General features: G+C 61.9%; 18 protein-coding genes. 3 read left to right on the forward strand and 15 right to left on the reverse strand.

Going from position 1 to position 25280, the window contains the following annotated elements; genetic code table 11:
- Positions 1-214: 214 nt before the first annotated feature.
- A complete protein-coding gene (locus FHT93_RS34350; protein WP_112547463.1) occupies positions 215-988 on the reverse strand; it encodes a DeoR/GlpR family DNA-binding transcription regulator in 774 nt (257 codons plus the stop codon).
- A gap of 243 nt (positions 989-1231) precedes the next feature.
- Here FHT93_RS34350 and ftsZ point away from each other — a divergent pair, with 243 nt between their 5' ends.
- Complete coding sequence (gene ftsZ, locus FHT93_RS34355) at positions 1232-2254, forward strand: cell division protein FtsZ (protein ID WP_029868774.1); 1023 nt, start codon at positions 1232-1234, stop codon at positions 2252-2254.
- Between the two features lie 131 nt (positions 2255-2385).
- On the opposite strand, the gene FHT93_RS34360 is transcribed toward ftsZ, so the two are convergent.
- The 10 genes from FHT93_RS34360 to FHT93_RS34405 all read right to left on the reverse strand — a co-directional run bounded on the left by FHT93_RS34360 (position 2386) and on the right by FHT93_RS34405 (position 15266).
- Positions 2386-4005 carry a GMC family oxidoreductase gene (locus FHT93_RS34360; RefSeq protein WP_183851347.1) on the reverse strand — a complete coding sequence of 540 codons (1620 nt, stop codon included), beginning with the start codon at positions 4003-4005 and terminating at the stop codon, positions 2386-2388.
- Complete coding sequence (locus FHT93_RS34365) at positions 4002-5531, reverse strand: FGGY-family carbohydrate kinase (RefSeq protein WP_183851348.1); 1530 nt, start codon at positions 5529-5531, stop codon at positions 4002-4004. Before FHT93_RS34365 ends, FHT93_RS34360 begins: the two co-directional genes overlap by 4 nt.
- A gap of 32 nt (positions 5532-5563) precedes the next feature.
- Positions 5564-6382, reverse strand: a complete 819-nt coding sequence (locus FHT93_RS34370; protein WP_113016284.1) for a class I fructose-bisphosphate aldolase — start codon at positions 6380-6382, stop codon at positions 5564-5566.
- Positions 6383-6390: 8 nt separating this feature from the next.
- Entirely contained in the window at positions 6391-8127 is a 1737-nt protein-coding gene (locus FHT93_RS34375) for a glycerol-3-phosphate dehydrogenase/oxidase (protein WP_183851349.1), read from the reverse strand.
- 11 nt (positions 8128-8138) lie between these two features.
- A complete protein-coding gene (locus FHT93_RS34380; protein ID WP_029868769.1) occupies positions 8139-9134 on the reverse strand; it encodes an aldo/keto reductase in 996 nt (331 codons plus the stop codon).
- Positions 9131-10135 carry a sugar-binding transcriptional regulator gene (locus FHT93_RS34385; protein ID WP_029868768.1) on the reverse strand — a complete coding sequence of 335 codons (1005 nt, stop codon included), beginning with the start codon at positions 10133-10135 and terminating at the stop codon, positions 9131-9133. The genes FHT93_RS34380 and FHT93_RS34385 overlap by 4 nt, the downstream gene beginning before the upstream one ends.
- 1 nt (position 10136) lies before the next feature.
- The gene (locus tag FHT93_RS34390) at positions 10137-11126 is read right to left on the reverse strand and encodes an ABC transporter permease (RefSeq protein WP_112972294.1); all 990 of its coding nucleotides are present in this window, start codon (positions 11124-11126) and stop codon (positions 10137-10139) included.
- 28 nt (positions 11127-11154) lie between these two features.
- Positions 11155-12699 carry a sugar ABC transporter ATP-binding protein gene (locus FHT93_RS34395; RefSeq protein ID WP_183851350.1) on the reverse strand — a complete coding sequence of 515 codons (1545 nt, stop codon included), beginning with the start codon at positions 12697-12699 and terminating at the stop codon, positions 11155-11157.
- Between the two features lie 67 nt (positions 12700-12766).
- A complete protein-coding gene (locus FHT93_RS34400) occupies positions 12767-13798 on the reverse strand; it encodes a substrate-binding domain-containing protein (protein ID WP_029869183.1) in 1032 nt (343 codons plus the stop codon).
- 244 nt (positions 13799-14042) lie between these two features.
- The gene (locus FHT93_RS34405) at positions 14043-15266 is read right to left on the reverse strand and encodes an NAD(P)/FAD-dependent oxidoreductase (protein ID WP_113016279.1); all 1224 of its coding nucleotides are present in this window, start codon (positions 15264-15266) and stop codon (positions 14043-14045) included.
- Between the two features lie 103 nt (positions 15267-15369).
- Here FHT93_RS34405 and FHT93_RS34410 point away from each other — a divergent pair, with 103 nt between their 5' ends.
- Complete coding sequence (locus FHT93_RS34410) at positions 15370-16911, forward strand: cation:proton antiporter (protein ID WP_113016278.1); 1542 nt, start codon at positions 15370-15372, stop codon at positions 16909-16911.
- A gap of 25 nt (positions 16912-16936) precedes the next feature.
- On the opposite strand, the gene FHT93_RS34415 is transcribed toward FHT93_RS34410, so the two are convergent.
- Entirely contained in the window at positions 16937-17665 is a 729-nt protein-coding gene (locus FHT93_RS34415; RefSeq protein ID WP_246781791.1) for a transporter substrate-binding domain-containing protein, read from the reverse strand.
- Between the two features lie 326 nt (positions 17666-17991).
- On the opposite strand from FHT93_RS34415, the gene FHT93_RS34420 reads away from it, so the two are divergent.
- On the forward strand, positions 17992-20229 hold the full coding sequence (locus tag FHT93_RS34420) for an EAL domain-containing protein (RefSeq protein ID WP_348649817.1): 2238 nt from the start codon (positions 17992-17994) through the stop codon (positions 20227-20229).
- A gap of 30 nt (positions 20230-20259) precedes the next feature.
- On the opposite strand, the gene fhuB is transcribed toward FHT93_RS34420, so the two are convergent.
- The 3 genes from fhuB to FHT93_RS34435 are packed head-to-tail and all read right to left on the reverse strand — an operon-like array spanning position 20260 to position 25264.
- Complete coding sequence (fhuB, locus tag FHT93_RS34425; RefSeq protein ID WP_183851351.1) at positions 20260-22227, reverse strand: Fe(3+)-hydroxamate ABC transporter permease FhuB; 1968 nt, start codon at positions 22225-22227, stop codon at positions 20260-20262.
- A complete protein-coding gene (locus FHT93_RS34430) occupies positions 22224-23129 on the reverse strand; it encodes an iron-siderophore ABC transporter substrate-binding protein (protein WP_183851352.1) in 906 nt (301 codons plus the stop codon). The genes fhuB and FHT93_RS34430 overlap by 4 nt, the downstream gene beginning before the upstream one ends.
- Complete coding sequence (locus FHT93_RS34435) at positions 23123-25264, reverse strand: TonB-dependent siderophore receptor (RefSeq protein WP_183851353.1); 2142 nt, start codon at positions 25262-25264, stop codon at positions 23123-23125. Before FHT93_RS34435 ends, FHT93_RS34430 begins: the two co-directional genes overlap by 7 nt.
- Between the last annotated feature and the right edge of the window lie 16 nt (positions 25265-25280).

Consider the following 25280-nt stretch of genomic DNA (forward strand, 5'->3'; position numbering starts at 1 on the left):
TCCGCAAGCGCCACCGTATAACCACGACCCACGGCATCGCGCGCTATCCCGCAGCCGTTGATCCCGCCACCAATGACGAAAATATCGTGGATTCGGCCCATATTCCCCCCGTTCGAGCCAAGACAGCGCAACAGTTCCCCCAACCGTTGCGAAAGTGAGGGTGATTAAATCGAAAATTTTCCGAATGTCAAACGAATGTTATTGGCCGTAAAAATCAGCGGTTAGCTTTCGCTGCTTCGATCAGCACGACACCGCTCTGCTGACAGATATTGCGGATGGAGGGCGAATCGCATTGGTCGGTAATGAAGGTATGGACCTGCGAAATCTGGCCGATCCGGACAGGCGCAGTGCGCTCGAACTTGGTTGAATCAGCAACCAGGATAACGTGTCGCGCATTGGCGATGATAGCCTGCGCCACCTTCACCTCACGGAAATCGTAGTCGAGAAGCGCGCCATCCGGATCGATCGCCGACGCTCCGATCACGGCATAATCGACCTTGAACTGGCGGATGAAGTCGACCGCCGCCTCGCCGACGATGCCGCCGTCGGACTGGCGCACCACGCCGCCGGCGATCACCACCTCGATATTGTCGATCAGTCGCAATCTATTGGCAACATTGATGTTATTGGTGATCACCATCAATTCGTGATGATCCGAGAGCGCTTCTCCGACAGCTTCCGTGGTCGTGCCGATATTGATAAAAAGCGAACTGTTGTTGGGAATGAGATCAGCGGCAGCCACACCGATCGCCTGTTTCTCCATCGCGGCGATCTGGCGCCGTGCATCGTAGCGGACATTTTCCGTCCCGCGCGGAAAGGTTGCGCCTCCGTGAATGCGGGTCAGGAGCTGTGCATCGCAGAGATCGTTCAGATCCTTGCGGATCGTCTGCGGTGTCACGGCAAACTGCGCCGCCAGATCATCGACCAGCACCCTGCCCGACGATCTCGCAAGTGCGATGATCTTCTCCTGGCGATCCGACAGAAACATGCGCCCTCCCTTCGTTTCGCTTTCATCTTTAGCGAAACTTCGCCTCAAGGCAAAGCGATCGATACTGGTGCGATCCTCCGGATCAATCCCACCGTTCGGTACTTTCGAACATCAACGAGTGCTGAAATCCCTTTGGATATTGCAAAGCCCGCCCCGCCTCTGCCTTGTTGCGCGCTTAACGTATTATGCGATTCGCTATCCGCGACGGGGCGGAGCATGCACGAGGGACAAAAGGAGAGTTCGATGACAGACGCCAAGAGCGGCATTACGGGACTACGGCCGCAGATCACGGTGATTGGCGTCGGCGGAGGCGGCGGAAACGCGATCAATAACATGATCGCCGAAAAACTGGCGGGCGTCGATTTCATCGCCGCAAATACCGATGCCCAGGTGCTGGCGACCTCCAAGGCGACGCGCCGCATCCAGCTCGGCGCGCATGTCACCGAAGGTCTCGGCGCCGGCTCCCTGCCGGAAGTCGGCCGCGCGGCTGCCGAAGAATCGCTCGACGAGATCATGGATCACCTGAGCGGATCGCATATGTGCTTCGTCACGGCCGGCATGGGCGGCGGCACCGGCACGGGTGCGGCACCGGTCATTGCGCATGCCGCCCGTGCGGCCGGCATCCTGACGGTCGGCGTCGTCACCAAGCCCTTCACCTTCGAGGGCAATCGCCGCATGAAGATGGCCGAAGCCGGCATCGAGGCGCTGCGCCAGGCAGCCGACACCGTCATCGTCATTCCCAACCAGAACCTCTTCCGCATCGCGGACGCCAAGACCACCTTCGCCGATGCCTTCATGACCGCGGACCGCGTGCTTTATGCCGGCGTGGGCTGCATCACCGATCTCATCGTCAAGGAAGGCCTGATCAATCTCGACTTCGCCGATGTGAAGTCGGTCATGCGCGGCATGGGCCGGGCCATGATGGGCACGGGCGAGGCTGAAGGCGAAGCACGGGCGATGAAGGCGGCGGAAGCTGCAATCGCCAACCCACTGCTCGACGATATCTCGATGAAGGGCGCCAAGGGTGTGCTGATCTCGATATCAGGCGGTTCCGACATGACCCTCTTCGAGGTCGACGAGGCCGCAAGCCGCATTCGCGATGAAGTCCAGGACGACGCCGAAATCGTCGTCGGCGCAATCTTCGACCGCGGCCTCGACGGCAAGTTCCGCGTCTCCGTCGTTGCGACCGGACTCGAAGGCGCCGGCCCCGTCGCAGCCGTGCCGAACTTGGCCGCAGGGCAGGTCTCGAACCGCACGCTGCAGTAGATCGATAAGATCGCCTGACCGCCACGCAGATCCTCGCAGCGGTGACGAACAACTGAGAGAGATAGGATTGACCGCCACCGGTGCGGCATCCTGGCTCTCTCAGCACCAACGTGATGAAGTTCTAAGCGCCGTTAGCGCAGAATCATGTCGGACGCCTTCTCGGCAATCATGATCACCGGGGAGTTGGTGTTACCGGAGACGATCGTCGGCATGACCGAAGCGTCGACAATGCGCAAAGCGCCCACGCCATGCACTCTCAACTGTTCGTCGACGACAGCCATGCTGTCACGCCCCATCTTGCAGGTTCCAACCGGGTGGAAGATCGTGGTGGCAATGTCTCCCGCGCGGCTGATCAATTCATCATCGCTTTGAAATTTCTTGCCTGGAAGCATCTCCTGCGGCCGGAACTTCGAGATGGCGCTCGTCTGCATGAGACTGCGGGCGTGGCGGATGGATTTTGCAGCAAGGATGCGATCTTTGCTGGTCGAGAGGTAGTTGGGCTTGATCTCGGGAGCTGCGGACGCATCCGACCCGGCAATGTGGACCGTCCCCCGGCTCTCCGGTCTCAGGTTGCAGACCGATACAGTGACCGCGGGATAGCTGTGCAACGGTTCGCCGAGCCTGTCGGTGCTGAGCGGCTGCACATGATATTCGAGATCGGCGGTCGCGACTGCCGGGTCGCTCCTTGCGAAAATACCGAGCTGACTTGGCGCCATCGAGAGCGGGCCGGAGCGGCGTAGCGCATATTGCAAGCCCATGCCCGCACGGGCGAAAAGATTGTGGTAGAGCTGGTTCAACGTCTTTGCCCCCTCGATCCGGAAAACCGTCCGGATCTGAAGGTGGTCCTGCAGGTTCTCGCCGACGCCGTGAAGCGCGTGAGCCACGTCGATATTGACGGCGGACAACAAATCCGGGCGGCCAATCCCGGAAAGTTCCAGGATTTTCGGCGAGTTGATGGCACCGGCCGAAAGGATGACTTCACGACCGGCATGCGCGACATGAATCTGCCCGTTCAAACGGAAGCGGACTCCGGTTACGCGACGTCCGCCGAGCAGCAGCCGCTCCGTTTCCGCTCCGGTCAGCACGCGAAGGTTGGGGCGCCGCATTGCGGGGCGCAGAAAGGCCTTGGTGGTATTCCAGCGAACGCCGCCGCGCTGATTGACCTCGAAATAGCCCGATCCCTCGTTGTCACCGCCGTTGAAATCATCGGTCTTGGGAATGCCGAGCTCCTCGGCTGCGTCGCGAAAGGCATCCAGGATCGGCCAGGAAAGTCGCTGCCGTTCCACGCGCCATTCGCCGCCTGCCCCGTGCATGGCAGAATTGCCGCGGTAGTTATCCTCGGATTTGAGGAAATAGGGAAGCACGTCATCCCATCCCCAACCTTCGTTGCCCGCCTGACGCCAGCCATCATAGTCGGCGGCCTGCCCCCGCATGTAGATCATGCCATTGATCGACGAACAGCCGCCAAGCACCTTGCCGCGCGGATAAGGAAGCGACCGGCCATTCAACCCCGCCTCGGCGGCGGTGCGCATCATCCAGTCGGTACGCGGATTTCCCATGCAGAAGAGATATCCGATCGGCACATGCACCCAGTGATAACGATCGCTGCCGCCGGCCTCGAGCAAGAGGACGCGGTTGGCCGGATTTGCCGACAGCCGATTGGCAAGAACGCATCCAGCCGAGCCTGCCCCCACGATGATGAAGTCGTAAGAGCCCGCGTCGGCAACCGCTTCCGTTGAAGGCCCGCTCACACCGCTGCTCCTGCAACATCGGCTTTCGCCGACACGAGCCGGCGCCAGATCGGAGCCATTGCCTCGGCGATATCGCGATAGAGGCCATAGCGGCGCGCGTAATGGTCTTCCAGGCGTTTGTCAGGGATGTAGTTGCGTTCCATGCGAACCATCGAGGCCGCGCCGGCCTCGAACGACGGAAAGACGCCGGCGCCGGTTCCCGCCGCGATCGCGGCCCCGAGCGCGCCCGTTTCTCGCGAGCGGGCGATCGAAACCGGCACGCCCAGAACATCGGCGAATATCTGCGGCCAGATCAGGCTTCGCGAGCCTCCACCGGAAAGGACGGCTTCGTCGAATGTTGCCCCGGCACTGCGCATAGTCTCGACGTGTTGACGATGGCCGAAAGCGACGCCTTCAAGGACCGCTCGCACCAGATGGCCCCTCGTGTGCCAGCCAGCAACGCCATAGAAGCCGGCGCGGGCATTGCCATCCTGCTGCGCGCCATACAGGAACGGATGATAGAGCGGATCGTCAGCGCCGGGCTCGACGGCAGCGGCGAGCGCCGCGCAATGATCGAAAGGCGAGCGCCCGTCGGGCGAGGCGTCGGGGAAAAGCTCCCGCACCAGCCATTCGAGGTTCGCAGCCGATGTGGCGCTGGACTCGATCGCCATGTATCGCTCCCGGTCGAATGTGGACGACATGAAGACTGGCCCGGCCAGTTGCGGCGCATCGATAATCACCTGATTGATGCTCCAGGTCCCGGCGATGATCGAGGCAGCACCCGTCCGGGTCACGCCGGATCCGATCGCCGAAGCGACGACATCGAACAGGCCGCCGACCACAGGTGTACCGACGGCAAGGCCCGTCTGCGCGGCCGCCGCCGCCGTGACATGACCTGCGATATCCGAGCTCTCGAGCAATCCTGGCAGCATCGCCAGGCAATCGCCGAGGCCATAGGCATCCATCAAGGTCTCGCTGTAGCGGCGGTTGGCAACGTCAAGCAGGCCGCAGCCCGTCATGTCGGACACCTCGCTGACGCGGGCATCCGTCAGGCGGTTGACGATAAAGTCCTTGCAGAGGAATACCGTGCCGATCCTGCCGAAGATCTCCGGCCGGTGGCGTTTCAGCCAGGCAAGCAGCGTCGGCGTCTGCGATGGCCAAGGGCGCTGCCGACCGATCGGATAGGTGCGATCGCCGATGCCCTGTATCTGCCATTCCTCGACCAGAGCCGCAGCGCGCGTGTCGAGCGACTGGATGCCGAGCAATGGTTCACCCTCGCGATCAAGCGCGTAGAGACCGTTGCCGTGTCCTGCGCAGCCGATCGCGATAATCTCCTCGGGCCGGATGCGGGCCTGCTCGATGCAGCTGCTGATGACCTGACGTGCATTCGTCCACAATTCGTCCAGGCCACGCTCGACATGGCCGGGGCATGGCATGCGGCTGTGCCCCTCGGCTGACGCGGCAGCGACCTCGTTGCCCTGCCGGTCAAAGATCACCGCCTTGATCACGGTGTTGCCGGCATCAAGCCCCAACAGATAATTTCCCATGCAGAACTCCTCCCCAGGTTCAGCAACTATTTTCAATCGCGCTCGTAGAGCGCAAAGGCTTCCTCGCCAGTAGCGTCGCCATGCACGATGGCCATCAGCCCGCGCACGACTGCCCCTGGATTGGCGTGCTGATAGATGTTGCGCCCGTAGACCATGCCGACCGCCCCCTGCCGCATCAAGGCCGCAGACTTGTCGAACACGGTCCGAAGATCCTCCTTGCCGCCGCCGCGCACCAGAACCGGGCAACGCGCCGCCTCCACGACCCTGTGGAAATCTTCTGCATTGGTTGTCGGATCGGCCTTGACGATATCGGCGCCCATTTCGCGCGCAAGCCGCGTCAGGGTGACGATCTTGTCGGCATCGCCATCGACCATGTATCCGCCCTTTTCCGAGACCGGCTGCATGACCAGAGGTTCGATCATCAGCGGCATTCCGTACTTGTCGCAATCGGCGCGGACACGTGCGATGTTCTGCACGCATTGGCGAAAGAGATCCGGCTCGTCAGGCAGCATGAAGAGATTGACGACGACGCAGGCCGCGTCCATCTCGAGCGCACCAATCAGCGGTTCGGCCTCGTTCTGCAGCACCGCCCACATGTCACGGTGTCGAATCCTGTTATAAGGGTTGCCCATGTCGATCCGCATTACCAGCGCCGGCTTGTTCTTGCCGGCGACATTCTGGAGCAGATCGGCCTGGCCATAGTTCATCTGGATGGCGTCCGGGCCAGCGGCCGTCAGCGCCTCAACGACCGATTTCATGTCCTCAAGGCCGCTCAGGAACGACGGCTCGTTGCAGACACCGTGATCGATCGCGACGTCGAGGCAGCGGCCATGACCGAAGAGCCGGTTCATCCGGACTTTCATGTTGTTTCGCATTTCTTGCTCCTTTGTTCGTTCCGTGCGGAAAGGCTGAGTTCGTCGACGCCGTGGCGGTCGCGCAAAAGGGTGAGGAAGCGGCTGCGCTCCGCAGCCCGCAGAGCTGGCGTCCACGCCTTCTCCGCTGCCAGAAGATCGAGGACGGCATCCGTCATCTCAAGCGACAGCGTGCCGGTTATCGCGAGCGTCGTGCGCCGGAGCAGGACGTCATCGAGATGCTCGACGGCTTCGTTCCTGATGAGGAAGAGGAGCTCGCGCTCCGAATAGGCCGCCTGCGGCAGGGGTGCATCAGGCGCAGCCACGATGAAGGCCGCGATCGCTTCGGCTTCCGTCCCGTAGCGGGAGAAGAGTTCTCCCATGCGATCGCCGGAAATGCCTTTTTCCCTGGCTGTCCTGGCAATCCATTCTGCGCGATCCGGTGGGAATCGCCTGCCACCACCAATTGGCCGCTCGGCCGTTGTTACGCGACGTGTCTTGCCGAGACGTTCCAGAGCGAGATCGGCCGCAAGTTCGCCGAACGAGCGAAAGGTCGTCCATTTGCCGCCGATCATGCAGAGCACCGCTGGTCCACCGTCGGAAGTTTCCACGATGGTACAGAAATGGTCGCGCGGGATGCGGCCGGTGAAGCTGTCCTTGCTCGTCGGCAGCGGGCGCACGCCCGAGAACTGAAAACTGATTTCCTCCGCCCGGATCTTGATGCCAGGCAGCACGAAGCCAAGCGATTGCAGGATATAGTCTCGCTCGTCGGCTTCGCAGCGCACGGTTTCGGGATCATCGACGCGAATATCGGTCGAGCCGACCAGCACCTTGCCGAGGTAGGGAAACAGGATGCAGATCCTTCCATCCTCGTTCTCGTAGTAGATCATGTGACCCGCCAGGGCGTCGTAGAGTTCGGCGTTGTCGATGATGAGGTGAGATCCCTTGGTGCCACCCATCAGGGTTGCAGGGCGTGCATCCGGCGAGAAAAGAGTGTCGTTGGTAATGTCGATCCATCCGCCAGTTGCGTTGATGATGAGTGTGGGGTCGACCTCCGCTGAGCGGCCGCTGACAAGGTCGCGAACGACAAACTGCCCGGGACCCGCTGCACGAATGTCGGCGTAGTTCAGCGCTCCTGCGCCAGCGCCGGCAAGAAGGGCGTCATCGAGCAGCTCGATGCCCAAACGTTCGGGGTGACTGACCCACGCATCATAGTAGGTCGCAGAACTTTTGATTTCCGGGTTGAGCGCCGGCCACTTCGCAAGCGTAGTGCGTCGGCCGCGAAACTGGTGACGCGGCATCATTGCCCGTTTGCGCGTGAGGAAATCATAGATGCTGAGCCCCATCTTGATTGCCACCGCGCCGCGACGGCTGGGGCGACGGGTCAGCCCCAGGAATCGGACGATGCCGTTGCCCAGCCCCGAAAAGGCATCGAAGACAGGGACCGTCGTCGGCAAGGGGGCGACATAGTGCGGAGCGTTTCGCAACAACCGGTCGCGCTCGACAAGCGATTCCTGCACCAGCTTGAATTCGCCGTTCTCAAGGTAGCGAAGTCCGCCATGCACCATCCGTGACAGCGCCGCACTCGCTCCGGAGCAATAATCATGCTTCTCGACGAGAAGGACGTTGAGCCCCTGCAGCGCCAGCTCCCGGAAGACGCTGATGCCGTTGATACCGCCGCCGATGACGCACACGTCCACCTTCGGGCTTCGTCGAAGCCCGTCCAATATCTCTTCGCGATTCATGATGCGATCCGTTACCTGTCCATAGCCGTCAGTTTCGTCGCAATGGCCGCATCGATGGCCGAGTGATCGTCCGGGTCAAGGCGGATCGTGCCAGCCCGTGCATTGTCGAGCGCCTGCGCAGGGTTGCGTGCGCCGCAAAGGGCGAATGTCACGCCGGGCTGCGCAAGCGTCCAGGCGATGACGATTTGTGCAACGCTTGCTCCGTGCTTCCCGGCGACCGGCCCGATGGCTGCGGCGAAGGCCATCGCCTTCTCGCGATTGGAAATGGAAAAGCGCGGATTGTCTCGTCGCTGATCGTCACCGGAAAAGGCCCGATCCGGACCGACTGTCCCGGACAAGAGGCCAAGTGCAAGCGAAGAATAGCTGAGCGTCGAAATGCCGTTCGGCCGCGTAAGCGGCAAGAGATCGGCCTCGATTTCCCGGTCTACCATGCTGAAGCGCTCCTGGATGGCATCCAGGCCGCCGGCGGAAATATAGGTTTCAAGTTCGGCAGCACTGACGTTGCTGGCACCGATCGCACGGATCTTGCCCGCGGCCTTCAGCTCTTCCAGCGCGCGCATCGTCTCCTCGATGGGGGTCGTCGGATCCTGCCAGTGGGTGATGTAGAGATCGATATGATCGGTACCAAGGCGCCGCAGGCTCTCCTCGACTTCATAAAGGATTGCGTCGCGGCCGAGGTAGCGGTGGACCGGCTTGCGATCCTGATCGAAGAAATGTTTGCCCTTGTCCGTGTGCCACACGAGCCCACACTTGGTCGCGATGACGGCCTTGTCGCGGCGGCCTTTCAACGCCTTGCCGACGATCTCCTCGGATCGGCCAAGTCCGTAGGCGGGTGCCGTGTCGATCAGCGTCACGCCGGCGTCGAGTGAAGCCTGGATTGCTGCGATCGATTCCGCCTCGTCCGTGCCTCCCCACATCCAGCCACCGATCGCCCAGGTTCCAAGCCCGACCGCGGAGGCGACCACACCCGACCTGCCGATTTCACGCATCAACTGTTGCCCGCTCATGCGTGCTGTCCCTTGCCTGCGGCCAACGCGAGAATGCGTGCGCCGGTTGCCTCGTCGGTAACGAGCGTATCGAGATGATGACCCCGCATGACGCTCAAGATCGGCCCTGCCTTGTTTGGTCCGCTGGCCACGCCAATCTTCATCGGGATCGACGCGAACTCGGGAAGGGTCAGCGATACCAATGAACGATTGAGGCTGTAGTCACACACGCCGCCATGATCATCGAGCAGATGCGCGAGCAGCTCGCATGAGGCGCGGGAGCGCTCGATCGCAGCCCGGTCGGTGCTGGAGGACGGATGCAGGTCGTAATAGCTTGAATCATCCGACAAGATCGAACCGATGCCGACGACGGCGACCTTGGCCTCACGCGCCCGTTTGAAGACATCGGCAACCGAGCGCATGTTCATCAGCATCCCCCGTTCGGCGGCGCTGTCGGCAAAGAGGGGGGCATGGATCTGGAACGAGCGGCCTCCAAGCCGGTCGGCCATCATCGTCGAGACGTGGTTCACATCGGTGTAGTGCTTGCCCTGGACGCATCCCGTTGCCGGTATAACCTCGACGTCGAAGCGCCGCGGCGGCTGCAGGCCGGCAACGACGGCGCTGACGCCCTTGCCGCCGGTGATGCAGATGGTGTCGCCATCGGTGATCTCCTCGATGAGCAGCCGCGCCGCCGCCTCGCCAACGGCCTGCAATGCCGTTTGCGGATTGTCGGACACGGTCGGCACGACAATCGCCCGGCTGATTCCGCCAAGCGCCAGAAGCTGTTCTTCCATATCGACCAGCGGCTCGACCGGCGATTTGATCTTGATTTCCACGAGGCCGAGCTGGCGACCGCGCTTGATCAGACGGTTGACGGTGGCGTGAGAGATGCCGAGCTGATCGGCGATCTGCGCCTGCGTCAAACCTTCCAGGAAATGCAGGACAAGAGCCTGGTGCATCTGGCGTGCGATGACGATTTCTTCGCGTGGCGCGGAGACGATCTTGGGTTTGGCAATCGGCATGTCAGGCAGCCTTCCGCTTGTGCAAGAAATGATCGATGGAAACGGCAGCCAGGAGAATGCAGCCTTTTATCATATCCTGCCAGTAGACCGAGACATTCAAGAGGATCAGCGAACTGCTGACCACCGACAGAAGCGCGATACCGAGGATGGCGCCAAGGATGGTGCCGGAACCGCCGCTGAGCGAGGCGCCGCCGATCACGGCAGCGGCAATGATGTTGAGTTCCATGCCCACGCCGAAGGTCGGGGTCGCCGCGCCGAAACGCGACATGTAGATGACACCGGCAACGCCCGACAGAGTGCTGCAGAGGACGGTCACCCAAAATTTCACCTGGTTCGTCCTGATCCCCGAATAAAGCGCCGCCTTCTCATTGCTGCCGGTGTAGAAGACCTTGCGGAACGCTGTCGCCCTGCGCAGCAGGAAATCAAAAACCGCCACGATCGCGACGAAGATCAGAATGACGTAGGGAACGCCGTGGAACGTGCCCTGCCCGACCGCCTTGAATGACGGCGGCAACGTAAACAGCGAGAGCGGCGTTCCCTTGGTGATGATCAGGCAGACGCCCCGCACGATGACCATTGCGGCAAGCGACGTGATGAAATGGTTGAGCCCGATCACTGTCACAAAGAAGCCCATGGCACAACCAATCAAGGCGCTGGCGAGAATACCCACCAGAGACGCGCTCCACGGATCCATCCCCATCAGAAACAGCGAGCCGGACAAGACCATCGAGAAGCAGACAACCGAGCCGACCGAAAGATCGATGCCGCCGACGATCAGAAGGATCGTCATGCCGACGACCACGATGCCCTCCACCGAGAACGACATCAGCATCGCGCGGAAATTGCCCATCGTCAGGAAGTGCGGAGAGGCAAAGCTCATGAGGATGCAGAGCGCGAGAATGATCGCAATCAATCCCGCTTCGCGCATCGTTCCCAGCCTCTTCCAGGAAGAGACGCGTTGTCTTGTCGCCGCCAATGCGTGATCTGTCATTGCCTGGTCTCCCGTCCCAGTTTTCTCGTCAGACGGCATGCTCTGATGCCTTCGATATGTTGTGTTGACTTGCGCCAATGCCGGATGCGAGCCGCATGACGGCCTGTTCGGTCATCGCCTCGCCCTCGACTTCTCCCGCAACCCTGCCTTCGCGAATGACGATCGCCCGATCGCAGAGACCGAGAAGCTCCGGCAGCTCGGATGTGATGACGACAATGCCGACCCCGGACCGCGCAAGCTCGCGCAGCAAACGGTGAATTTCAGATTTTGCGCCAACGTCGATACCGCGCGTCGGCTCGTCCATCAGGATCACTTTCGGATCGACCGCCAGCTGTTTCGCGATGGCGACTTTCTGCTGGTTGCCCCCGGAGAGCGATGAGACGGGCATGTCGATACCGCCCATGCGAATACCAAGACGGCGCGCCAGATCCTTTGCCCGATCGGCCTCTGCCCTCGTGTTCAAGAGTCCAAACGGTCCCGTCAGCGACTTGAGATCGAGGGCAGCGATGTTCTGGGCGATCGACAGATCGAGAAAGACACCCGAGCCTTTGCGATCCTCGGACAGATAGACAACGCCCGCTTTCACCGCCTCGGCATAGGACGAGACGCTAAGCACGTCGCCCCAAAGTCGAACGTCGCCTTGCCTGGTCGGGCGAAGGCCGCAGATACCCTCTGCGATCTCGGTTCGCCCCGAGCCAATGAGGCCGCCGATCCCGAGAATTTCTCCCTTGCGCAATTCAAAGCTGACATTTTCAAAGCGAGTCCCGTCGCCGAGATTGCGGACGGAAAGAATGGTTTGCTCGCTTTGCTCCGCCACCGGTTGCTTTTCGGGGTAGAGCTGCGTGATCTCACGCCCAACCATGCGGCGCACGACTTCGTCGGGCGTCAGGTCGCAGATCCGCTCGGTGGAGACATAGCGTCCATCGCGAAAAACCGTGACCCGATCGCAGAGGCTGAAGATCTCTGCCATGCGATGGCTGATATAGATGATCGAAATGCCGTGAGTCTTCAGATCGTTGATGATGCCGAACAGGACCTGCGCCTCCGCCTCCGTCAGAGCCGCGGTGGGCTCGTCGAGGATGAGGACACGGCAGTCGAGCGTCAGCGCCTTGGCGATCTCGACCAGCTGCTGGCTGGAAATCGGCAGATCGCCAACCTTCTGGCGAACGTCGATCGGAGCAAGGCGGTTCATTACCGCCTGAGCGTCGCGTTCCAGCCTGGCGAAATTCATTAAGGGCGACCGCCGGCGGTTCGTCGCCACCATGAACATGTTTTCGGCAACGGTGGCATCCGGGCAAAGCGCGATTTCCTGGTGTACCAGTCCGATGCCGAGCGACTGCGCAACGGCGGGAGAGGCGATTTTCACGGGCACGCCATCAACGACAATTTCTCCCTCATTCGGCTGCAGCACACCCGCAATGATGTTCATCAACGTCGACTTACCAGCACCGTTTTCGCCGCAGAGGGCATGAACCTCTCCCTTTTGAAGGTGGAAGCTCACATCTGTCAGCGCCTTGATCGTGCCAAAACGCTTGGTGACGTTGCGTATTTCCAGGGCCGGCGTCTGCGCCATGATAACTCTCCCTCTCCCCGCTTTGCGGCCGCTGTCGGCTCCTGACCCCGACAGCGGCCGGCAAGGCTTACTCCTCGATGCCTTTCGTACCCCGGCGCTGGAGGTACTTGTCCCAGTAGAAGTCATCGGCATTTGCGGCCGTCACGATCGAGAGACCGTTATCGACGACGGGGATGCTCATCGGGTTGAAACCCGAACGCTTGGCGTCGTTCATCGGGTCGATCAGTTCCGGATGCTTGGCAAGCCACAGCAGCATGAAGCCCATGTAGCCCTGCATGCCCTGGTTGGGATTGATCGAGCCGAAGACTTCCCCGGCCTTGATCATGTCGAGGATGTTGGCATTGACGTCGGCGCACATGACGAGGATCTTGCCGCCGCTTTCCTTGTTTGCCTGGGCCGCGCCGATCGCCGAATTCGCCTCCGGCATGAACACTGCATTGAGGTTCGGGTGAGCCTGTACCAGGCTCATCAGACCCTGATAGGCCTTGTTCGGATCCTGGTTCGATGCCGCCCGGCCAACGAGCTTCATGTCCGGGTACTTCTCTTCCATTCGCGCGATGAAGGCTGCGATGCGCTTGTCGTGGTTGTCCTGACCCGGATTTTCCAGAACCGCATATTCACCCTTGCCCCCGAGCTTCTTGGCAATTGCGTCGGCGGCATAAATGCCCTCGCGGGTATTGTCGGAAGTAATGAAGGATATGCGCTTCGACAGCGGTGAATCCGCCGCAAAGGTGACAACGGCCGTACCCTGATCGATCGCGCGATTGATCGGCTCGATGAAAGGATCCGAGTTCATCGGGTGAACGAGGATGCCGGCCGGGTTCTGGGCAAGAGCCTGGTCGAACGTTGCGATCTGCTTGTTGACGTCATATTCCGGGGTGCCGGTATAGGCCGTCTCGCAGCCGAGCTGCTGTCCGGCCTGCTTGAACATTTCATAGACCGGGAACCAATATTCAACGCCCGACACCATGACGTTCATGACGTATTTTTCGCCGGGTTTGCAGCGAAACGGGTTTTCGGTTTCGGCCGCTGACGCAGCCGTGCTCAGTGTCGCGGCAGCCAGAACGGCCATCGCTGTTGTGCCTAGAAAATTGCGCAAAGTTCCTCCTCGAGGCCGAAGCCCCTCCCAAATGCCGATGGCGCAATCAGCGCCTTGTTCGTGAAACCGGATTTCCTCCTCGAACGCCGGTAAAGCGAGATAACTCTGGCGCCAAAAGAATGTCAATATAATTCATCACGTGAAATATATTTCACATCAAGGGCACGACGCAGACGCCGTGGTCCACCACGATGGCCTGTAAAGCAGCGATCAGCCGATTTGGAATCCTGACTGTCGACCCGGCCTAGCCAGCGTTGCCGATCACTTCGTCGGCAGCCCGCAGTCCGCTCTCCCATGCCCCGTGCGCGGTCGAGAAATCGGATTGATGCGTCGCTTCGCCGGCAAAGAACAGCCGGTCGGCGACGGGCTTCGCCAGGATGGCTCGCGCACCCGCATGGCCCGGCAGCGCATGGCTGTATGAGCCTCGAACCCAATCCGTGTGGCACCAGGACGAAGCTGTCAGGGGCCGCAGATGGCGGCGGATGTTGTTTCCGAGCAATGATGACAGCTGCTCGAGCGCAAAGGTAAAGGCGTCGAGCAAGCCAGCCTGTTCGATGACGACGGCGCCCTTGCCGCCGAAGAAGCCTTCGACGACGGGGCGGCCGAGCGGCCGGATATAATAGCTGCCGGTCTGGTCGTTTCGGGCATCGCCAAGCAGATGGGTTTCCGGTTCGAGACCGTGATTGCCATGGAGTTCCATGAAGAGCTTGTCGGCAAGGCCGAGCGGCAATTGTGCTGCGGCATGCAGATGCTCATCGGCCTCAGGGTCGAAGACGATAGTGCCGCGGGCAAGTACATTGGTCGAAACCGTGACGATCACAGCATTGGCACTGACCGGACCGCGATCGGTTTCAAGTCGGACACCCCCATTCGTCAGCGCAACATGGCGCACCGGTGTCGACAGACGCAGCGTCACATCGGGAACGGCAGCGGCGATAAGGCTTCCATAGCCTTCGTGCACCCGCCAGTTGGCGTCGGTTGCGGCATTGTCATAAGCGAGGAAATCGGCAACCGACAGCCGCTCCAGCGGCGCGCCGTTCAGATAACCTGACAGCGACTGGCAATAGGCGTTCCATTCGCCGCCGGGTTCCAGCGCGTCCGATGCCCTGTCGCTTGCCGGCGGATTGGCCCGCAGCTGCTCTTCAAGCGCGCCCCAGGCGGCAGCGGCGGCCTTGCGTTCCTCCGGAGGGAAACCGAGATCGCGCCACTGGTTCTGCCAGGCCGTCGGCCCCCGCTCGATCGTGAAGCCGGCCTCACTGCCGATCGCGACAAGCGGATTGCGTTCGGCCGAATGCAGCCAACCGCAGCCCATATCGAGCGACATGCCGGAAAGTTCGACGGTCCAGGCACGACCGCCGACACGGTTGCTGGCTTCGAGAATAATGACCGAACGGCCGGCACCGGCGAGCTTTCGCGCCGCTGCAATGCCCGCCGCGCCGGCACCGATAACAGCCACATCGTAGTCCATCGTCACGGCTCGCCTCGCCTTTTGTCATCACCTTGATAGGCTTCAGCTTTACATGGGAGCCGCACCCGCTTCAATGCGACGGAAAGCCTGCTACTATGCCGACATGACCTTCTTCGAAACCCTCGTCGCCCTGCTCGCTGTCGCCATCCTGCTCCTGCAGATCACCCGGCGCATGCATCTGCCCTATCCGGGTATTCTGGCTGCCGCCGGCGTCGGCGTGGCGATGCTGCCCGGCGCGCCTGTCATCCCGATCGATCCGCCGACGGCGCTTGCCCTGTTCATCGCGCCCGTCCTCGTCGATTCCGCCTATGACTTCCCGATGGGGGCTGCGCGGCGCATGCTGCTGCCGCTGATCTTCTATGCCGTCATCGCCGTGCTGGTGACAACAGGCGTGGTGGTGTCGATCAGCATGCTGACCGTCGGCTTGCCGATCGCGGTGGCGGTCACACTTGGCGCCATCGTTGCACCGCCTGATGCTGCTGCGGCGACCGCCGTGCTTTCCAACCTGCCGGTGGACCGCCGCGTGGATGCTCTGCTGAAGGGTGAAAGCCTCTTCAACGATGCAACGGCGCTATTGTTGTTCGGAGCCGCACTCACGGTCCAGGCGCGCGGCGGGCTCGATGGCGCGACTGCCCTCCAGATCGGCTTTGCAGCACCCGGCGGCATTTTGCTCGGCATCGCCTTTGGCTTTTTCGTCTCGCGGCTCCGGCCGATTACCGAAAACACCGTCGGCGGCACCCTGCTGCAGTTCGTCTATGCCTTTTCGACCTGGCTGATCGCCGAGCATCTGCATCTCTCGGCCGTACTGGCAACGGTTGCGAGCGCCATGACCATCGCCACACTGTCGACGGTCGACGATTCCCCACGCATGAGAGTGCATTCCTTCGCCGTCTGGACGACGGTCGTCTTCCTGCTGAACGTCGTCGCCTTCCTGCTCATGGGGCTGCAGGCACGCAGCATCGTCGAATCCATGTCGGCCGAGGCGCTCGAGCGGGCGCTCGGCTTTGCCGGAATCGTCGTTGTCGGCGTCATCCTGGCGCGCCTGGCGATGGCCTTCCTGCTGCATGCGTTCGTCACCTTGCGTCACCGTCGCGGCGGTGTTCTGGCGCCCTTCAGGCACGGGGAGACCTTCCTGGTCGGCTGGTCGGGCATGCGCGGCCTCGTCACGCTTGCCACCGCCTTCGCGCTGCCCGCCGATTTTCCGGACCGCGATCTCGTGGTGCTGACAGCCTTTGCGGTGGTGCTGGCAACGCTCGTCATCCAGGGGGCGACGCTCGCACCGATGATCCATTTCCTGAAACTCGGGCGGCAACGCCAAGTCCATGACGAACTGGAAGCAGCAAGGCGCTCGCTCGCCGAGGCGGCATTCCAGCGGCTGGAAAAGGAAGGTGGCGTCGAGGCCGAGGCGATCAGGACGATCTGCAAGGACCACTTGACGGTGCCCTCGGACCTTGACGGAGCCTCGCCGCTCGAGCGGCGCCGCAAACTGACAATCGCCGCCGTGATCGCTCAGCGCCAGCGCCTGGAGGAACTGCGCGACAAGGACAGGATCGGCGCGACGCAATATCTCGAACTGCAGGAAGATCTCGACTGGAAGCAGCTCTCGGTCGGCTCCGACGAGGATCGGCGCATTACCGAGAGCTAGGTCACCAGAAACGGGCTAGGCGCCTTCAGCGGATGCTGAACGGGAAATATTTCGCGTTGATCGTATCGTAGGTGTCGTTGGCCTGGATCTCTTCGAGCGCAGCATTGAGCCTGTCCAGCAGCGGCTTGTCGGTCGGGCGCACGGCGATACCTGCTCCGTCGCCGAAATATTCGGTATTCTTGATATCGTCGCCCTTGAATTCGCAGCAGCTGCCAGCCTTGGTGTTTGCGAGCCAGTCATAGACCGCGAGCTTGTCTTCCAGGATGATATCGACCTTGTCGTCAGCAAGACCCTTGTAGAGATCCGGCGAGGCCTGGAATACGGTCGTGGCGATACCGCCGTAGAACTTCTTGGCGTAGGACTCCTGGGAGGTCGCTGCCGTCACGCCGAGCCGTAGCTTCTTCAGATCTTCGGGTGACGTGCCGGCAATGTCGAACTTCTTGCGCGCGATGAAGACCGTCGGGCTGTCATAATATTTCTGCGTGAAGGCGACCTTTTCTCGCCGCTCCGCGCTCATCGACATCGACGAAATGATTGCGTCATACTTGTTGTCGAGCAGGTTCGGGATCATCGCAGTCCATTCCTGGATGACGAATTCGCACTTCAATTTCGCGGCCTCGCAGAGGGCCTTGGCGATATCCACGTCGAAGCCCTGAAGCTGGTTATTGGAATCGACATAGTTGAACGGCGGAAACGCGCCCTCGACAGCTATGCGGATACTGTCGCTTTCGGCAGCCCGGACGGCCGCGGGCATAAAAATGCCGACCGAAACAACGGCCGCACAAACAAATGCGAAGAACTTCGAACGGTAGAGAGATCCCAATCGCAACATATCAATCACCTTGACGTAGAGCCCGATCGCCAAGCTTGCATCGGCAAGCGTTGCGCAATGAGCAGCCAATCACAAAACGATTAAAAAGCTCACCATTTTGGGCCATTAATTTTGATGCTGCTTGAAAAGCTTTTTGTAAACAATCGAGGTCAGTATTGGCGCGCTCGGGAGAAGACTGCGTGCCTGCTGATCCGTCTTTAAGATTATTCACTCATAGAAAGGCCTGGACATCGTCCGGGTCGATACTGGTGCTGCTTGCGATCAGCGGCCTGGCAATTCTTGGGCTGGTGTTCCTGGCTGCCATCTGGGCCGGGAGGGAAAGCGACGCCGCCGCTCTCGATCGGCAGCGCCAGCTCGTCAACAGCCGGCTTCTGGATCAGGTCCAGCGGGTATCGCAGGACATCCAGCTGATGGGCGCCGGTTACGCCTCGCTGCTGGTGTCGGATTCGGCAACGACCGGCGGCAAGAGCGGCGCGACATCGGCCGGGGCGTTCGGGAAGATCGCGACGACGGTATTCGGCTACAATGCAGCATTCCTGGTGACCCCGGCAGGCGAGCTCGCCCTGCAGTCCGATACCGAAACGAAACGTCGCTTCAAATGGGTGCGGCCGCTGCTTCAGCCGATGATCCAGGATCTTGAAGCAAGGCAACACGGTGCGCCGCAGGGACCGAGTTCGGATCCGGAACCCAGCCGGGTGGAGCTGATGCGTCTCGAGGGCCGGCCTTCGGTCGCCGGCGTCGTTTCGGTCACGGGCTCTTCGAAAGTGGATCCGCAGCAAGCAAATGATGCCAACAGGCTCTACCTCGTGGCCTTCCGCTTCCTCGACGGCGCCACGCTCGATACGCTGAGCCGGGAACAGGGGCTGGCAGGCGCGCGCTATGCCCGCACTGCGGATCAGGAGCAGAATGAGGTCGCCTTCGAAATCGAGGCGACGACGACGGGCGAACCGATCGGCTTCATCATCTGGAGGCCGGACCTGCCGGGCACACGCGTCATCGGCCGGCTCGTTCCCGTGCTTTCCGTTGCCGGTCTCGTCATCGCTGGCCTGTTCTTCGCCTTGATGGGCCGGTTGCGCGGCAGCCTCAGGGAACTCAGCGCCAGCGAACTTCATGCCCGGCATCTTTCGCTGCATGACGTGCTGACGGGCCTGCCGAACCGGGCGCTCTTTGCGGCCCGTTTCGAGCAATGCCTCGCGGCCATGAAATCACCTGGCGAGCATGCCGTCCTTGCCCTTGTCGATCTCGACAAATTCAAAGAGGTGAACGACATCCACGGGCATGCCGCCGGAGACGAGCTGCTGCGCGGCGCCGTCGACAGGATGAATGCCCTGATCGAAACGGGCGACACGCTTGCAAGGCTCGGCGGCGATGAATTCGCCCTGCTTCTTCCCCATGTCAGGGAGGGTGACGACAGCTACATCCTGCTTTGCAACACCATCATCGAGGCCCTGAGCAGGCCGTTCCAGCTGCGCGGCGGCGACGTTGTCGTCCGCATCGGATGCTCGATCGGCACCGCAGCCTTTCATGATGCGGCTGAGGCGACCAGCGAGATATTGCGGCGTGCGGACGTCGCCCTTTATGAAGCCAAGACCAGCGGGCGCGGGCGCCTGATCGAATATGAACCCTCCCTGGATCATCGGGTCGAGGCACGGGAAAATCTCAAGAACGATCTTCGCCTGGTGCTGGAGGGTCCGACGCACCTCTCCGACAGCGCAGAAATTGTACGTCCGAGTGATCCCGGCCATCTCGAGGTCTTCTTCCAGGGTGTGCATCGTGCCGACGCGCATGGAAGACTTTCGGGGGCGGAAGCGCTCGTGCGGTGGCGCCATCCCACCCTTGGACTGTTGTCGCCGGACAAGTTCATCCCGATCGCCGAGGAAGCCGGCATGATCGACCAGCTTGGCGGATGGGTGCTGAGGAACGCCGCGAAGGCAGCGGCAAGCTGGCCAACCGATATGTCGGTCGCCGTCAACGTCTCCCCCTCGCAGATCCGGCATCGCGACTTCGACCGCTACGTGCTGTCGATCCTTTCGGAAACGGGCCTGTCACCATCGCGCCTCGAACTGGAACTGACGGAAGCCGCCCTCTTCAACATCGACGAGGGCGCGCAAGGCACACTCGGCAGGCTTCGATCCCAGGGCATCCGAATTGCGCTCGACGATTTCGGCACCGGCTTCTCGTCGCTCAGCCACCTCATCCAGTTCAATATCGACCGGATCAAGATCGACCGGTCCTTCGTACGGTTGCTGGGAACGCAGGCCGAGGGCGCCGCCATCGTTTCGGCGATCCTGGGCCTCAGCCGCACGCTTGGAAAAGCGACGACGGCGGAAGGTGTCGAGACCGAAGGGCAGCGGGATTTTCTCGTCGCTGCAGGCTGCAACGACCTGCAGGGCTTCCTGTTCTCCCGCCCTGTGCCGCTGGCTGACTTCGTCTCGTCATTGCCATCCACTGAAGCCATGCGGCCACAGTCGGCTGCCACACCCTGAACGGCTGATCGTCTTTCATAAGGGGCCGCGTCACGGCCTCTTGCCGATCATCCAGACAAGGTAAGGCGCACCGGCGAAGGCCGCAAAAAGGCCGAGCGGCAACTCGTAGGGGAAGGTTACGGTGCGGGCGCCGAGATCGGCGATCACCATCAGCACAGCGCCAATCACAGCTGAGGCGATAAGGCGGCTGCCTGGCTTTTCGAAGCCGGCGCGGTGGGCGATGTGGGGAGCCATCAGGCCGACAAAACTCAAGGGGCCGACAAGCAGAGAGGCCGCAGCGGTCGCAATGCCTGCCGTCAGCACCATCATCATGCGGGCGCCGACCAACGGCAGGCCGAGGGCCAAGGCGGTGGGTGCTCCAAGCGGCAGGATTGTCAGCCACCGCGTGAAGATCAGGCCGATGATGAGGATCAGGACAGTAAGGGCGGCGAGGAACGTAGCAACGTCGGGCGTCGCCGCCGCAGCCGAGCCGCCAAGCCAGGCAAGAATCTGCCAGGCGCGCTGATCACCAACGGCAAGAAGAGCGCTGAGGATCGCCGAGCTGAAAGCGCTGACGGAAATACCTGCGAGCAGCAACCGCTCCGGCGGAAGATGCCGGTGGGCGGCAAAGAGCGCCACGAGCGCGAGCACGATGACTGCGCCACCGCCGGCCCCGAGGAAGAGTTCGAACGCGCCGGCACTGGCGGAGAAACTCAAGGCCACGGCATAACCGACGCCGGCACCGCCGCTGACACCCAGCACCTCCGGGCTTGCCATCGGATTGCCGGTGAGGCGCTGCAAGATGGTACCAGCCATGGCAAGCAGGCCGCCGGCGGCAGCCGACGCAACCAGTCGCGGCCAGCGGGCGGGAAAGAGCTCCCAGAAGAGATCGCCGCCAAGCAACATCCAACCGTCAGGCAGGCGAGCAATGCAGAGGGCCGCCCAGACGAGCGGCGGCAAGAGGCAAAGGATGAAGAGGAGCCGCGACAACGGCGCGCGGGAAACAACGATGCTGTCGGGCGGCTGCGGCGGCTCGACGGCGCGCACCTGCGGCAGCAGCCAGATGAGCAGCGGGCCGCCGATCAGTGCGGTCACCGATCCCGTCGGGAAGGTCTCGCCGGCCGAGGCGGCAACGAGCTGGACGACGCCATCGCAAAACCAGAGCAAGAGGCCGCCAGCGACAGGCGACAGAAGCAGGATGCTGCGTGTCGTGCGGATACCCGCCAGGCGCACCAGTGCCGGGGCGGCAAGACCGACAAAGCTGACGAGGCCGACGGCAGCGGCAACGCCGGCGCTCAACGCCACGGCAAGGCTGGCAACGGCTATGCGCGTGCCGGCGAGCGCGACACCCAGCGAGCGGGCACCGCTGTCGCCGAGGCCGAGCACGGTCAGCGGACGCAGCAGCAGGAGGGTGACGGCGATGCCGAGCAGCAGCTCCAGACCAAGTGTTATCGTCGTCGACCAGTCCTGCTGGCTGAGCGAGCCACCGTTCCAGGCCACCAGCGACATCAGATATTCACCCTGCGAGAGCGTCATTGCCGCCGACAGCGCGCTGCAGGTAATGCCGACGAGAAGACCGGAGACCGCCATCGTGATGGGCTCGAAGCTGCGACGCCAACCGAGCAGGAAGACGAGAGCCATGGCCGCAGCGGCACCGGCAAGCGCGACGAAGGCGCGGTAGCCATCAAGCACTTCAGGATAGAAGAGCGTCGCTGCGACGATTGCAAGCTGCGCGCCCGAGGAGACGCCGAGCGTCGAGGGATCGGCGATCGGGTTGCGCAGCAGGCGCTGCAAGAGGGCGCCGGCAAGCCCGAGAGCGGCACCGGCCAGTATCGCGACCGCCCCGCGCGGCAGAACGGCATAGGCGAAAATGATCTGCTGCGTCGTCATCCGCCCGGCATCGAAAGGCAGGGACGGCCAGTCGGCCAGGGGCAGATGGTTCAGCGCTGACCACAGGAAGAGGCCGGCAGAGGCAGCAAGGGCCAGAAGTGCTGCTGCGAGTGCGGTGGGTCTCGTCACGGCATTTCCCCCGACGAGAGCATCGCCGCCTGGAAGAGCCGCGTGAAGCGGGCTGCGGCGATGATGCCGCCATAGGGATTGATATTGCCGAGCATCAGCACGCGGCCAGAGCGCACTGGCTGCAGCGATTGCCAGATCATGCTCTCCTTCAGGCCGTTGCGGGCCTCGACCGGGATATCGGAAATGATGACGATGCGGGCTTCGGGGTCGGTCGCGAGATTTTCGATCGGCACCGGCGCGGCAAACGTATAGCGCGAGCGGTCCGTCCAGGCATTCGGCAGGCCGAGACGGCCGAGGATATCGCCGAACATGCTGTCTGCGCCGAAGACGCGCACATGCCTGGCATCGCCGATGTTGACGAGATAGGTCGGCCGGGACGCAAATGCCTGCAGGCTGAGGCGCGTCTCCTCGACGAGTGCTGCCTGTTGCTCCACCACCGCACGTGCTCGCTCCTCGAGGCCGAGTTCGCTGGCGAGCGCGGAGACGGCATCGATTGCCTTCTGATAGGGCGGCTCTCCCCTATTGTAGAATGGCAGCGACAAGACAGGCGCGATCGCCCGGAAGCTTGCCTCGAACCTCACATAGAAGGGCGAAATCAGGATGAGGTCCGGGCGCAGCAGGCGCAGGAGTTCGAGGTTCGGCGATCCGCGCAGGCCGAGATCGGCAACCGAGGGATCGAGCACGGGTTCGACCGCATCCTTGCGGAACTGCACGAGTTCGGTCGCGGCGACCGGCATGACGCCGAGCGCGACCAGTGTCTCCAGCATAGCCCAGTCGATCGCCGCGATGCGCTTCGGTGTTTCCGCAAGGGCCTTTCCCGGAACGGCGAAGGCCGCCAGCAGGGTAAGCGCCCGCCGACGGCTGATGCCTCGTCCGTTTTCGTCTCGAATTTCACTCACCATTGAAAGGTCAGCTTGCCCATCACCGTTCTGCCATCGCCATAGGTGCAGCCGAAAGAGCTGCAGCTTGCAACATAGTCCTTGTCGGCAAGGTTCTTGAAGTTCAGCGAGGCGGTCACATTGTCCTTCTTGTAATGCACTGCTGCATCGAAGAGGGTCACGGCGTCAAGATCGAGCGTGTTCTTGATATCGCCGTAGCGCTGGCCGACATAACGCACGCCGCCGCCGAGACCGAAGCCTTCGAGCGCCGTATCCTCGGGGAAGGTGTAGTCGAGCCAGAGGCTTGCGGCATGCTCGGGCACATTGTCCGGGCGCTTGCCATCGTCGATACCGCCGACGATTTCGGCCTGCATGTAGGTGTAGGCGGCGCGCAGGTCGAGGCCGTCTGTGAGACTGGCAACGCCTTCCAGTTCGATACCCTTGACATCGACTTCCCCGATCTGACCGGTTCTCGTCGTGCCATCCGGCAAAGCGTAAGTCGTCAGGACGTTCTCCTGCTTCAGGTCGTAGGCGGCGATGGTGAAGAAGCCGTTCCAGCCCTCCGGCTGATATTTGATACCCACTTCCACCTGCTCGCCCGTCGTCGGCTGGAGAATGCCGCTCGTTGCGGAAACCGGCACCGGCTCGAAGGAGGTAGCGTAGCTGATATAGGGGGCGATGCCGTTGTCGAAGACATAGCTGAGACCGGCCCGACCGGTCAGCTTGTGATCGTCCTGATCGAGAGGACGTGAAATGCCCGTCAGCCGGTTCGTCGATGTCCCCTCAGTGCTTGCCCAGTCCTGCCGAAGGGCTGCCGTTGCGCGCCAGTTCTCATAGGCGAGCTCGTCCTGCACATAGAGGCCGACCTGCGTCATCTGAGAATCGACATAGGTGCTGAGTGTCGGGGCGATCAGCCTGACCGAGCCATAGGCTGGATTGAAGGCATCGAGCGGGCTCGCACGCCAGAACTGCGTGCCGACATTATTGCTGTAATAGCGATAGTCGAGCCCGAAGAGCATCTTGTGCTGGACGTCCCCGGTATCGAATTCGGCAAGCAGGTTGTTGTCGACGTTGAACGTGTTGAGCAGCTCGTCCTGGATCGTGGCGTTGCGATTGATCGTTCGCCCGCCGGTAAGGCCTAATGTCGACATGCCGAGCGCCTTATAATTCCAATCGAAATTCTGATAGCGGAGGTTCTGGCGGAAGGTCCAGGTATCATTCAGCCGATGCTCGAACTCATAACCGAGATTGGTGAGCGTCCGTGAGGACGTATCGAAGCTCTTGTCGCCGACGAAGAAATCCCGCGACAGGCGGTTGGTATCGGTCGCATTCAGCGTGAGCTGCGTCGGCAGGCTGGATGGCGTGCTCGGATTGTCGTGCTGGATGCCGGTCAGGATCGTCAGCCTGGTATCGTCGTCGGGCTGCCAGGTGAGCGCAGGCGCAATGAAATAGCGGTCATTGTCCAGTTCTTCGACCTGCGCCGACGCCGTCCTTGCGAGCCCCGTGAGGCGATAGGCGAAATCGGAATTGCCGGGAATGATATCGCCGAAGTCGAAATAGGTGCCGTAGGTATCATAGCTGCCGGCCTGCACGCCCACTTCGCCGAAACGTTCGAAGACCGGCCGCTTGCTGATGAGATTGATCATGCCGCCGGGATTGCCCTGGCCATACATGACGGAAGCCGGGCCACGCAGCACTTCGATTCGCTCGAGCTGATAGGGGTCGACCGCAGGCGCACCTGCCGTGCGCATCATCCGCAGCCCGTTCAGGAACTGCGCCTGGCGGCTGTCGAAACCGCGAATACGCGGTGAATCAAAGCGCGGATCGGCGCCGTAGGGTTCGCCGACGACGCCGGGTACATAGTCGAGCGCCTGGCCGACTGTTTCGGCATCCTGCGACTTCAGCTGGTCGGCCGTCAGTACCGATATGGATTGCTGGGTTTCAAGAAGCGGCGTGCCGGTCTTGGTGGCCGTCGCACTCGTCCTGGCAACGAAGCCCCTTACCGGCGCTGTCGGGTCCTCGTCCTTGCCGCTGATCACGATCGGGGCAAGCGTCGTCGGACCGGCATCCTGCGCGGCCGCCGGAAACAGCGGCGCCAGAAGCGCGCTTGCCAGCGCTGTGGTGGAAGCAAATTTGAGGAGATGAAGAGAACCGGTCATTGGGGACTCGTTATAT

This window comes from Rhizobium sp. BK379, assembly GCF_014193955.1.
In the GTDB taxonomy this organism is placed as follows: Bacteria; Pseudomonadota; Alphaproteobacteria; order Rhizobiales; family Rhizobiaceae; genus Rhizobium.